The organism is Solitalea longa (genome assembly GCF_002920915.1).
Taxonomy (GTDB): Bacteria; Bacteroidota; Bacteroidia; order Sphingobacteriales; family Sphingobacteriaceae; genus Solitalea; species Solitalea longa.
The window spans coordinates 303,578-316,701 of record NZ_PQVF01000006.1 but is presented as its reverse complement, the minus strand read 5'-3'; the positions used below and the strand labels follow the sequence as shown (position 1 = coordinate 316,701).

At 37.4% G+C, this 13,124-nt stretch carries 10 protein-coding genes; 5 read left to right on the top strand and 5 right to left on the bottom strand.

Annotated elements, in window-relative coordinates:
* Positions 1 to 479: 479 nt before the first annotated feature.
* From C3K47_RS10490 to C3K47_RS10470, 5 genes are all read left to right on the top strand, one after another.
* Positions 480 to 785, top strand: coding sequence for a hypothetical protein (locus C3K47_RS10490; protein WP_103789077.1), 306 nt, complete (start codon positions 480 to 482; stop codon positions 783 to 785).
* A 132-nt stretch (positions 786 to 917) separates the two neighbouring features.
* Positions 918 to 1,142, top strand: coding sequence for a hypothetical protein (locus tag C3K47_RS10485; RefSeq protein ID WP_133159364.1), 225 nt, complete (start codon positions 918 to 920; stop codon positions 1,140 to 1,142).
* 105 nt (positions 1,143 to 1,247) lie between these two features.
* A complete protein-coding gene (locus C3K47_RS19510; RefSeq protein WP_165784671.1) occupies positions 1,248 to 1,538 on the top strand; it encodes a hypothetical protein in 291 nt (96 codons plus the stop codon).
* Between the two features lie 361 nt (positions 1,539 to 1,899).
* A complete protein-coding gene (locus C3K47_RS10475; RefSeq protein WP_103789075.1) occupies positions 1,900 to 2,715 on the top strand; it encodes a glycosyltransferase family 2 protein in 816 nt (271 codons plus the stop codon).
* Positions 2,716 to 2,755: 40 nt separating this feature from the next.
* Positions 2,756 to 4,372 (top strand): ArnT family glycosyltransferase, encoded by a 1,617-nt coding sequence (locus tag C3K47_RS10470; RefSeq protein ID WP_103789074.1) that lies wholly within the window; start codon positions 2,756 to 2,758, stop codon positions 4,370 to 4,372.
* A 110-nt stretch (positions 4,373 to 4,482) separates the two neighbouring features.
* On the opposite strand, the gene C3K47_RS10465 is transcribed toward C3K47_RS10470, so the two are convergent.
* The 5 genes from C3K47_RS10465 to C3K47_RS10445 all read right to left on the bottom strand — a co-directional run bounded on the left by C3K47_RS10465 (position 4,483) and on the right by C3K47_RS10445 (position 12,660).
* On the bottom strand, positions 4,483 to 5,721 hold the full coding sequence (locus tag C3K47_RS10465; RefSeq protein ID WP_103789073.1) for a thioredoxin family protein: 1,239 nt from the start codon (positions 5,719 to 5,721) through the stop codon (positions 4,483 to 4,485).
* Between the two features lie 43 nt (positions 5,722 to 5,764).
* Positions 5,765 to 6,658: a TlpA family protein disulfide reductase gene (locus C3K47_RS10460; protein WP_165784670.1), complete on the bottom strand. Its 894-nt coding sequence runs from the start codon at positions 6,656 to 6,658 to the stop codon at positions 5,765 to 5,767.
* Between the two features lie 102 nt (positions 6,659 to 6,760).
* Positions 6,761 to 7,690, bottom strand: coding sequence for a peroxiredoxin family protein (locus tag C3K47_RS10455; protein ID WP_114324634.1), 930 nt, complete (start codon positions 7,688 to 7,690; stop codon positions 6,761 to 6,763).
* A 49-nt stretch (positions 7,691 to 7,739) separates the two neighbouring features.
* Positions 7,740 to 9,386 (bottom strand): RagB/SusD family nutrient uptake outer membrane protein, encoded by a 1,647-nt coding sequence (locus C3K47_RS10450; protein ID WP_103789071.1) that lies wholly within the window; start codon positions 9,384 to 9,386, stop codon positions 7,740 to 7,742.
* Positions 9,387 to 9,423: 37 nt separating this feature from the next.
* Positions 9,424 to 12,660 (bottom strand): SusC/RagA family TonB-linked outer membrane protein, encoded by a 3,237-nt coding sequence (locus tag C3K47_RS10445; RefSeq protein ID WP_165784669.1) that lies wholly within the window; start codon positions 12,658 to 12,660, stop codon positions 9,424 to 9,426.
* Positions 12,661 to 13,124: the final 464 nt, after the last annotated feature.

The following is a 13,124-nucleotide window of genomic DNA, read 5'->3' as shown; positions in this document are numbered from 1 at the left end:
ATCTTTTGAGAAAGGAAATTTTAATCGCGTCAATTCTAAGAAAAACAATTAGTTATAAAATTGATTTAAATCATTTCTTGCATCAATTTTCATTATGAATGAAAAATTGTTTCATACGAGTTGTTATAATTTATGAATAGCGCCTAACTAACCTTTATCAAGGCTCTAAAGTAATAAAACTAACCAAATAGCAACAAATTTAAACTGTTATTAATAAAACATTAGTAATTAAAATAGGCTATATCGCAACAACAGTCGTTTACTTGGATCTTGACTTAGCTATAATATGTTTACCTATTCGGCTAGAATCAATTTTATAGCCTTTTATAAATAAATGAATTAGGTAAAACAACTCTTAAAAGCCAAAAGCCTCATTCAGCACCGAATGAAGCTTTTGGTTTCTACTTGTTTTTTATTTCCGATTACTTATTTATATTTTGCGTGCTTTAATTGGCAGCAACTAAATTAATAGCGGTTATATGAAAAGGACTTTATTATTGGCAATAATTTTATTTACCACTCAATTATTATTTGCACAATCTAAATGGAGCCTTGAATTAAGTGGTTCTGCGGGAGGTTTTAAAGACAATTTCTACGGTATTGAGAATCGGTATTACGATGCAGGATTATCTTATAAAATTGAACCGAGGATTTATTATGAAGCGTTAAATGGCTTAAATCTCGGAATAGGCATTGGCTATTTAAACAATACTTCTCGTCGTGAAACAATAGGTCATTTAGACCCTTCTGACCCAAACCACCCCTCAATTGAAAAAACGGATTAGTTACGATTAGCTATAACTAAATTTGAGGTTAACCTTACCAAAACCTTATTTCTTCCAATTGAAATAAATGGAACATACAATCAGTTCTTAGAAGCAAAAGGTAAAAACAGTATAAACAATAATTACCAAAACTTGAAAATGGAAGGTTTTAATTCCCCATTTTCTATTGGAGTTGCTAGCGGAATTGGTTACAAACTAAGTCCTAAAATAAGTTTGCAAAGTAATATTTTATACACATTGCAATTATCCAGTATTCATGATGGAATAACGGATGCTAAACTATCAGATTATAATAACCGACCATTGAAAGGAAAATATACTATATGGGGTGGATTTGGAATTAATTATAAGCGCTAAGGTAATAACTGAAATTAAAACCTAATTGAATGAAACGTTACTTGCTATTTTTACTCGTTACTTTATTTGTTCTTCTTAATTTAAGAGCTGAAGAGTCAAACTGCTGTGGCAGATGTACCGGTAGTGCTTATTGTACCGCATGTTCAAATTGTTCCAGATGTAAACATTGTAGCGCAGGAGGCTCTTGTGGAGTATGTTCTTCGACTTCTTCTACAAGTTATTATTCATCATCGAAAAAGAAACGATTGGCATCATCCAGTAATCGTTATTCGGCTCAATGTACAGCTACAACAAAAAAAGGAAATAGATGTAAAAGGACAGCTACTTCTGGAGGTAAATGCTGGCAGCATCAGTAATTCTAACAATTGCCTTTCAACAGATCTCTTGCTTGTCTAAGTGTTTCTATAAAAACTTAATTTCGGATAGATAATTTCACCTTACTAAACAGGGAACAAATGCATTTCAATCATAAGCATTATGACAAACCCAAACGAGAGAGCTCATTTTGCCCCACCTATTATCTGACGTTTTAGTGAAGCGATAATCAGGTCGCTAATGAAACAGCCGGCTTAGTCCGGTCAACCGCAAAAACTTTATTTCTAGTTAACTCTTCAACACGCTGCAAAACAGCTCTCCTCCCGGGCACACCATTTGCAATTTCTATTTCGTTTGTACCTCATAATTAATGAGTTAAATTCAGAATTTCTTCAAAATTATCCCTTATATTAATATAAGAGCCAGCAAGCGCCAAACTCATATGGATCATTCATTTACGATTCTCATTCCGGTTTATAATGAGGAAGAATGTATTCTTCCTTTGGTAAAGGAAACTAATAAGTTCCTGGAAAAAGTGTCAATACCAACCTCCATCCTCTTTATAAACGACGGCTCCAATGATAAAAGCCTGGAGCTGATTAAAACCGTTTGCATAAGCGACAAGAACTATCATTTCATATCATTAAACCGAAATTATGGTTTGAGTACGGCTTTAAAAGCGGGTATAGATAATGCAAACAGTACATTGCTGGGTTATTTGGATGCCGACCTGCAAACCTCACCAATGGACTTTTTTAAGCTGCTGGAACATATTGATCAATATGACCTGGTAACGGGTTATCGACAAATTCGACAAGACACGGTGATTAAAAGGGCTACCTCTTCTTTGGCCAATTACCTCAGAAGAATTTTGCTAAATGACAATATCATTGATACGGGTTGCCCTTTGAAGATCATTAAAACAGATATAGCTAAACGCCTACCTTTTTATGAGGGATTGCATCGTTTTATACCCAACCTGGTAACTATATTGGGAGGAACTGTGAAGCAAATTCCCATTCCGCATTTTAAGCGTTATGCCGGTACATCAAAGTTTAATTTTCGGAACCGTTTGTTTGGCCCGGTTATAGACGCGATCGCATTGCGATGGATGCAGCGGAATGTCATCTCCTATCAAATTAATGAATACAGTAAAAACCTTAACGGAAAACAGCCAAATGGATCAAACGATAAAAAGAGCCCTTCGGAGTTTGCTATTGGCCATAACCCCATTTTAGGTAGCAGAGAAAACGATTGATCCATTTTGAATAATTTCAATTGATATTCAGCTCTTTTATATGGATAGCTCATCAAAAAGTACTTTTCAGCTTGTATTCCTTTTTGCATTTGTAATGCTGGTTACCGCCGGGTTTTGGGGTGTTGTAGAAACCAGCGAAGCCCGTTATGCCGAAATCTCGCGGGAAATGTACCATTCAAAAAACTGGATAGAACCCACCTTATTGGGAATAAGGCATTTTCACAAACCTCCGGTAACTTATTGGCTAACTTCTTTAAGCTTTGGGGTATGGGGAGTTAACCCATTTGCAACAAGGTTCTTTCTGATCATAAGCTATGTACTACAGGTTTACCTTATTTATAAGATCGCTTTAGCTTTATTTGAGAAGGCGGCAATAGCCAAATTCGCCGCTATTATTTATGCCACGCTACCCATTGTTCTGATCGCCGTGCGCACACTTACCACGGATGCTTTTCTTCAAACATTTGTGCTATTGATCCTATATGGATGGATACAATTTTTAAAGACCAGGAGAAACGCTTATTTGTGGCTGGTTGCCATTTCAGCAGGTTTCGGATTTTTAACAAAAGGGCATGCCGCTGTATTAGTGCCTGCATTGGCCGCATTTGGATTGCTATGGGTATTGCCAAGGCCTCCTCTTTTCAAATTTCAGTACCTGCTGGCTCTAGCAGTCTTTATACTTTTGGCATTTTCATGGTATGCACTGGTAACCAGGGAAAACCAAGATCTGGGTTATTATTTTATTATACGGCATTTTTACGATCGGTTTTTCCATGCTGATGTATTTTCCAGGACCAAGCCGTTTTATTATTATATCCTCATTTTTCCGGCTGTTAGCTTACCCTGGTTTATCTTTTTCATACGACAGTTTTTTGTTAGTGACCAATCAAACCCAGCACATAAGCTGGCAAAGAATATCCTGATCTGGTGGATCGTTTTACCCTTTATTGTATACTCAGCCTCCAATTCAAAATTAACCTTATACATTTTGCCGTTGTTTGCGGGGTTTAGTTTAGTAACGGCTTATTATTTTGAGCAACCATTGAAACAGTATTGGCGTTGGATCGTATTTACCTTTCAAGGAATTATTTTGCTGGCTTTATTGGTTTGCAAGTTCGCTCTTCCAGAATGGAACCTTCCCTGGTGGTTAATGCTCATTCCTGCAATTGCCTTGCTCATAAGTATCATGTGTTGTCTCCGGATAAAAACGGAGCAGAGAGCCATAGTCCTTTTGGTTTCTATTAGTACCACCACCATTCTTATTTATTCAGCCTTATTGATGCATTTTAACAGTTTAAAGGTTAACGCCATCACCCCAATTGCTGATTATATTAAGGCCAGATCATTTACCCAACGGCCTGTTTTGGTATATAATAAATTCTTGCCGTCTTTAGCTTTTGAGCTCGACAAAGAGATCATTTCGATCTACGACAATGAAAATGCTTTAAAAAGAGAGACTCAGTTTGAAAAAACAAGCGCCTGGAAAAAGCAATTGATCAACATCCATGAGAGTTCAGAGCTGCTGTATCTTAAAAGTTTATTGCAGCGTAAAAGTGTAATTGTTGCCAAAAGTGAATTACCTAAGGAGATCAGGGAATTAATGGATACTACCTGGCAGAAGGAAGCTTTTGATAAATGGACCGTGTATTTTAATTAGACAGGTTAGTTTGATAGGGTAAAAAAAAGCAGGTCCGTATTGACGCTGCTTAACTGGCTGATAAAAAAAGAAAGAGCGTCGGCATTACCGACGCTCCTTCTTTTAATATTTTATGATTTTCCGACAGACTGAGCTGTAGCCTGCGCTTTTCTGCGTTTAAACTTTTCAATCTGTTTTTCGCAAGCCGCTATTGTAATATCCGGACTTGCTTTAACCTTTAACAAGGCAATTACCTTTTCTTCTGTTGCAACGGCTTTGTCGAACTCGCCGATCTCTAACAGAAGATTGGCATAAGTATCCATAAATCCTGGATCTTGAATTTGTAGCGATACAGCTGCCATATCAGCCACCTTTTTCAAAACAGCTGTATCGGCTGTTTTCGAAAGCATTTTCCAGCAAAAGTAGTGTACTTTGTACAGGTGATCGGCTTTATCCTTTTCCGGATATTTAGCAAACTTAGTCGCCATCACGTCGACATAGGTTTTATAATCTTTGCTGATATCCGCAGCAACTGCGTCACATTCTAATTCAAGTTTACCTTTTCCGGTAAAACTCATTTTACTGAATCTTTCTTTCAGGTCTTTCAAATCATCTACAGCGAAAATACTATTTGCCGTTTTCTGAATCGTATTACCATATACTACTACAAAATAATCGGATACAGCCGCCGCAGTGTATTTCTTTTCATAAGCCTGCTGATTTTGAAGCACGTACTTGAAAACCGGTGAAGACTCATTTTTAACGTACCTGGTAATGAAATACCAGTTATCAGCTGATTGCCATTTTTCCTGAGGAATCTTAGTGAAGTAATCTTCAATTACCACAGAAGTATTTGCACGCTGACCCTCCATACGAGTCATGAACTTTTTCATAAACTCAGGACTGGTATTACCTTTATTATATTCGGCTTGCAGGAATTCCAAGGACTCACCTGAAACTGATTTTTTTGCAAAATCAAGCAAGGCTGAAATTTCTAAAGCACCTTCTCTTTTGCTGATAAGTTTACCTTCAGCATCGATAAAGATCAACGTAGGGTACGCTTTAACGCCATACTGCTTTGCCAAATCAGGCCCTTCCCCTTTTTCCATGTCAAATTTGGCATTAATAAAATGCGTATTGAAATAGTCGGCTACCTCGTTGTAGGTAAATACTTCTTTGGCTAATTTTTTACAGGGGCCGCACCAGCTGGTATAGCAATCCATAAAAATTATCTTTTTTTCTTTAACCGCTTTCGCTTTGATCTGAGCCCAGGTGGCGTCGTGCTCAAAGTTGATCGATCTATCTTGTGCATTCACAGCAAAGCTTACCAACAGACAGCTTACACTTAAAAGAATGTGTTTTAGTTTCATTTTCTATTTTTTAAAAGCCGTAATAAAATATACTAATCTGCAATTACTTCTTTGCCGGCTTTTGCTTTAAAAGACTTTCAATAGTAGTATCCAGTTCAGGTAATTTGAATGGATTATAAGCAAAAAAACCTAACCTAACTATCCCCTGCTGATCAATTACATAAGAAGTTGGGTAAACTTTCACTTGATATTGTTGAGCAACTTCAGTTCTTTTGGTTGGGATCTGCGTGTACTTGAACCATTTTTCTGTTATAGCTTTAACTTTATCAGGCGTATTATTGTTCACCTCAAAAGCTAAAAACACCACCTCTTTGTCTTTGTATTTCTCTACCAGTTCATTCAGTTTAGGCACTTCCTTACGGCAAGGGCCACAGCCAATGAACCAGAAGTTTAATACCACTACTTTACCTTTTAATTCGTTAAGGTCGTATTTAACGCCATTTACATCCACAACTGAAAATGCAGGTGCCGGTTTGCCTAGTTGTGAATTGATCACCTTTTCACATTCGAGGGCTTTAGGCGATTTAAAATATTCTTTAAGTTCATTAAGCCCTTTGTCCTCTTCCGCTTTAGTGGCAGGTCGAACAACTTTTGCCTTAATTACAAAATCAGCATCAACATATGTATCCGCTATCCATTTATACTCCCCGGTTTCAATCATTCTATTGAACTCATTTGATTGCATTCGCTGATAGTCCTGAGATAAGAACCGAATATCTGACTGGAAAATATTTTTCGCTATCGCTACTGAATCAGCATATTTCAATTCCTTATCTGAATTTACTTTTCGAAGACCGCTAAGGTATTTAACCTTGCGAGCCTCTGTTTGCTTCTGAACCGAATCGATTTTTGAATTATCCGCCACTTGCGCCTTCAATATTCCCGTTGAAAACAAAACAAATAAAACAGATGAAAGAAACACTTTATTACCTAACATACCCATGTTGATTATTAAAGTTCAGACATTGCAAATTGCAATGCCTGAACTAAGATTTTTTGTGATTAGCGCTAGCTGCTAATTAAAGACAGCTAATTGCTATTATTTAGCTTTAGCGTTTAAAAGCGTTGGGATCATTTTATCCATATCCATAACTGAATAAGGGTTTGCACCTACCCAACCCATACGGATTACACCGTCTTTATCGATCAGGTAATTTGCAGGGAATGTTTTGGCCTCATAAGCTGCTGCTGCATCTTTTCCGCCCAATGCGATCTGATAGTCGAAAGTCACCCTTTTTTGGAACTTCTGAATATCTTCTACAGTGGTTTGAGGAACTACATCAAGGGCAAGAAAAACAACATCTTTATTGCCTTTGTATTTACTTACCATAGCGTTAAGCTGAGGCATTTCTTCAACACATGCACGGCACTGCGTAAACCAATAGTTTAACACTACAACCTTTCCTTTCAGGCTGCTAAGTGTAACCTCTTTACCATCAAGCGTTGTAACCGTAAAATCTGGCGCTGGCTGGTTAACCAATTTATCATTAATGGCAACCAGGTTATTGGCAATAGGGGTACCGGTTTTAGGTGCATAACGAGCTTTGATCAATGCGATCTTTTTCTCCTGCTCCTGAGGAGTAGCTTTGCGTAAAACAAATGCTTTTTTGGTATAACCAACGTCACCATAGGTATCATTTACCCATTCGCCTGATGGATCATAAAATAATCTCTCGTACTGTTCAAACGAAAGGCTGGTATAATCTGCAGCGTAGTACAGCTGTTCTGCCAGTTTAAAGTTTCTATCTGCAGCAGCTTCATTCATTGCTTTTAAAAATTCAGGAGTAGCTGTAGCAAAATCCGTCAATCCATTTAAAGCCTTGGCTTTTCTTGCTTCAATGCCATCATTATTGCTTACTGCAACAGCAGTTGTTACAGGGGCAGTGTTTTTAGTTGCCTGAGCATAACAACTTTGCATGCACATACCCAGTGCAATTGCTGGAATTAATATTTTTTGAACCTTTTTCATCACTTATCCTTTTGTTTATTTTGATTGAATTTAATTTTAATGGTTTAAACTACCAGTCTTTATTTTGAATCATTAAGTTACCCGGCTTATCCATCTCTGTTTTTGGAATTGGGAACACATAATGTTTTTCCAAAAATGATCTGTTGTAAGTAACCGTTTTAGTAAAGTCGTACGTTCTGGTATTTGTTGCAGCAACATACGTAATGGTTGCTTTTCTAATCGGGTTAGCAGCACTTGAGAACCAGTTCTCCGCTGTTTTCCATCTTTTAGCATCCCAGTAACGGAAACCTTCAAATGCTAATTCAATGCGGCGTTCGTGACGGATCACAGATATCATTTCCTCTTTAGTTAAATTAGCAGGAAGATTCGGCATACCGGCACGTTTACGGATTTGATTGATAGCATCGTAAACATTATCATCAGGACCAACAGCCATATTTTGACACTCTGCATAGTTCAATAAAACTTCGGCAAAACGGATCAATGGCCAGTTATAACTGCTTCTCACGTTTGCATCCATAATGTTATTTCCTTCATTGGTAAATTTCTTCAGGTAGTAACCTGTTGGAGAAATTTTTTCAGCAGTGATACCTAATCCGGTATTTACAGTAACATCCTGTCCACCGGTATACATTTGCATGTTTCTGCTTTTGAAAACTACGTTATCATATAAGATGGTTGCATCTAAGCGAGGATCACGGTTTAGATATGGTTTAGTAGGATCATAGCCTGAAGTAGGATCGGTAATAGCCTTACCAGTAGTCTTCATTTCATAATCATCAACAAGATTTTGTGTAGGGCAATTACTTCCAGACCCACCGTAATAAGGAGACATAGAGTATAAGTCGAACTGGGTACCACGTTCATCTTTACTATTATTATGCTGAACAGCCAATATTACTTCAGTATTAGTTGCTGCAGGGGTGGTAAACACACTTGTATAGGTAGCTAACAATGGATTTTTCTTAAAATCCATGATCGTTTTGGCTGTTGCCGCTGCAGTAGCCCAATCACCTTTCAACATCTCCACACGGCATTTTATTGCCAATGCTGCTTGCTTGGTAATTCTACCCGCATCAGCTGTTGAATAAGAGGTCGGCAAGTCATTGGCCGCAAGATCCATTTCAGCGATCAGAAAATCATAACACTCAGCAATAGTGTTTCTTGGACGGAATAAGTCTACATCATCATAATTTTGTGCTGTAGTAATAATAGGAACTCCCCCAAACCACTGTACCAGATCATAATAATAATAAGCACGTAAAAATCTTACTTCAGCTTTTAAACGGGTATTCAAAGCAGGATCACCCGGCACCTTGTCGATATTTTGCAGGTATAAATTGGCCCTGCGGATAAAGGTATACCTGCTATTCCAGGTTGAATTTAGTGGCGAGTTACTGGCATCAAAAAGTTGATTGGCAATACCACGAGCAGATGTTGCGGATGTACTGGTTGAAGGAACCATGGCATCATCAGTAAGGCTGCTCAACAACCAACTAGGTGAAATTATGCCGTTGAATTCACTTGGTAACTGTGCATAAAAGTTATTGGTGTACATCAGTACCAGGCTCTGATCACTCCATAGTTGAGCATCAGTAAGGCGGTCATTAGGTTCAAGATCCAATCCTGTTTTACAGCTGGATAAACTTAAAGCTCCGCAGACCATTATAGATAATGCAAATATTTTAGCTTTCATTTAATTTCTTATTTATAGTTAAGCGCTATTTATAGTATTACAAACCAACAGTTACACCAAGGCTATAATTGCGTTGTGTAGGATAATATCCACCGTTATTATAGTTTTTGTTTAATACCTCAGGATCAATATCTTTTACTTTAGAGGTAGCCCACAAGTTGGTTGCCCCAGCGGTGATCATTACATTAGATAAACCTGTTTTTTTCAAGAATCGCTCAGGCACTGAATATGAAAGGCGTAGATTTTTAAATCTCAGGTAATCACCTTTTAACATATAAAGTGTATTAGGTTTTGAAGTAGGAGAGTTATTGCTCGCGGTTGATAAACGTGGATAAATTGCATCCGTATTATCCGGTCTCCAGCTGTTTTCATAGCCATATTCACTAAAGCTGCTAGGCACAAAATTAACCATATTGCCACCTGCACCCTGTAACATCGCATTTAAAGAAAGTGATCTGTAACGTAAGGTAACATTCAATCCTCCAGATACTGGTGGGATATTCACATTATTGAAAACTTCCTGATCATCAACGGTAATTATACCGTCAGCGGTTAAATCTGCGTATTTAATATCTCCAGGCTTAAGAGTAGAGTTTTTCTTGGTTTTATTACCATCCTGGTTAACTTCGTAAGCATCAATTTCTTCCTGGCTTTGGAAAATACCAAGAGCTCTATAGTATTTATTGCTTGTAACACTATATCCTTCTTTTTTGTTGGCCGGAGTAATGGTTGAAGGTTCGCCATAGTCAACAACGCGTGAATAAGTATAAGTTACATTCAATGTTGTTTGCAGCGACATGTCTTTTCCTAACTTGGTGCTGTTAGAAATAGACGCCTCCAGACCTTTATAATATTCTTTTGCAAAGTTGAAATTTGGAGCATCTATACCCAAAGTAGTTGGGTAGGTAAACTGTTTCTTATATGGAAGGTCGTAAACCTTTTTATCCCAAAGGTCAAAGTTACCTGCAAGCAAACCTTTCCATAATGAAAAGTCAAGACCGATGTTTCTCATCAAACTTTTACCCCAGGTTACATCGGGATTAGGAATGCTACCGTTATCTAAAGCAAAAGCAGGTTGATAGGTACCACCAAAGGCATAACCACCACCATTTCTTAAACCAGTTGTAGAAAGGGTATATGAATAAAAGTAGTTGTATGGCGCAAGGTTATCTATACCGGCTAAACCGATAGAGGTTCTGATCTTTAAATCATTGATAAAGCTTAAACGCGTACTGTTTTTAATGAAGTTTTCTTCGCTTAAGCGCCAAGCCACAGCACCACCTGGGAAATATCCCCATCTGTTTCCTTTAGGAAAGTGAAGCGAGGCGTCTGCACGCATGGAGGCTTCTAATGTGTATTTACTATTGAAGTCATAATTTACACGTGCTACAGCACCAACTCTACCGTCTTCGGAATCTGTACCATTAATTGTTTGCATCGTGCTTCTTCCCTGAGAAATGGTTTCAAGACCTTTAATAATTCCATCACGATAAACCTGGGTAGAATTAGATGAGGTGTAATAATTGGTTCCCAATACCATCACACCTAAACGGTGTTTACCAAACGCGTTTGAATAATCAAACCCAAAATCAGTGTTGAGGTAAGTAGCTGTTCCCAGGTTATTACGTAATTCATTAGCTCTGAAACCGCCCTTTTGTAAATAACCGGTTGGGGAATTTGCATCAGGTACAAAGGTTTTATAATAACTGTAGAAGTTTTTGTATTCAGCAGCATTAAAATTGATATTGTTGTTTAAGCGGAACGTTAAACCGTGAATAAACTTAGGTGAATACTCAAGATTAGCCGCTGCTACAATGTTGTTTGATTTGTTTATCGTATATCCTGAATGTTCAGGGATAATATTAGCCCATCTGTTACCACCCTCGTTTCCATATAAAGATCCATCGGCATTAAAGATCGGGGTTAGCGGATTATTTGTGAAAAGACTCGAGAAAACAGATTCTGCAGTACTATTAGCACCATCAATTTTTGAACTGGTAAAAGCGGTGTTCACAGCCAATTTTAAATCACTGGTCAATTTAAAATCAAGGTTCGATTGTACGGTATAACGTTTATAATCATACGCATCAATGATCCCTTTCTGTATCGCGGTTGACCCGTTAATATAATAACGCACCTGCTCATTTCCACCGTTAACACTTAGTGAATGCGTTTGTTGGCTTGCATCACCCTGAACTAACAGATCATACATGTTGGTATTACCAAATTTATATGGATCTGAATTGTTTTTAATAATTTCCAGGTCAGTGTCACTATAAGTCCCTTTTGTAAGCCCGTTATTCTTATCAATTTCATTTTGAGCAATCGCATATTGGTAACCACCAAGCATTTTAGGAAAACGGGTTGGCTTATCAACACCATAGCTGGTAGAATAGGTAAACTTAGGCTTTCCCATTTTTCCACGCTTGGTGGTAATTATGATAACTCCATTAGCCCCCCTGGTACCATAAACAGCTGTAGCGGCATTGTCTTTTAATACTGAAATTGATTCTATTTCATCCGGGTTAATATCTTCGAGTGTAAAACCATTTAATGAAATACCATTTGCAGCCGTTGGATTATCATTATAAAGTGGCACTCCATCAACTACCATTAAAGGTTGATAAGGTGAACCGTTTGCAGTGCTTGGATTACCACCACGGATCATAATGTTAGGTCTGTCTCTACCAGGCGTACCAGCACCTGAAATAATAGTCGCACCAGCTATTTTACCTTGCAATACATTACCAATATTTACCTGGTCTTGTTGCATAATTTCTTCAGCCTTAATAGTTGCAACTGCAGTAACAACGTCTTTTTTCTGCTGCTTACCATAGGCTACCACTACCACATCCTGAAGTTGATGTGATGTAGGTTCAAGAGAAACATTTACCGATCTCTTTCCTTTCACATTGATTTCCTGGTATTTAAAACCAAGAAAACTGAACATCAAGACATCATATCCTTCCAGCATTTTAATACTGTAATTACCAATTTTATCGGTTTTAACGGCAATACGAGTGTCTTTTATCAAAACGGTAACACCTTCCAAGGGTTGTCCCCGTTCGTCGGTTACATATCCGGTAACTTCAACTGCTTTTTTGTTATCCAATTTTTCAATTGCTTTCGCAATAGGATCATTAGATTTTTTTGGCTCCGATTGAGCCATCAAATTCATTGAAGTGGCAACCAGAAACAAGGAAGCTAATCCTTTATTCCTAAGGCTACCATTCAATCGCATTCTACTACTAAATTTTGTAAAGGTTTTATTCATTAGATTTAGATTAGTGGAGTTACACATTAATAAACCGTTGGTTACAGTGAAAAACAAACGATGTATAAAAACATACCTGTATTAATTACTGATGCATTATTCATTTTTATAGAATTAATGGTTTAAGTCAAAAATCATCTCAATCACTCCTCTCAATGCCCTTCCGGAGATTATGGTTTATTGGTTGAATACATTTTTTAAATTATCTGACATTTCAGGAATTCTCAGAATATTAAAAGCATCCTTTACTTGAATTCCAAATTTGATTTTTTTGACAGGCTCAAACAATGGACTATTCAACTATTTTTTGGTAATTATCTATGATTTCTCAAAAGAGAATTTTGAATAGACATTTTCAGGAATTGATTCATTAAGAAGATAAAATCTTGTGTTTGGGAGGATTAAAACAACAATCAATTAAAACCATTCTTATTCAGCTTGATCCTTATTTGTTGAATTATCCA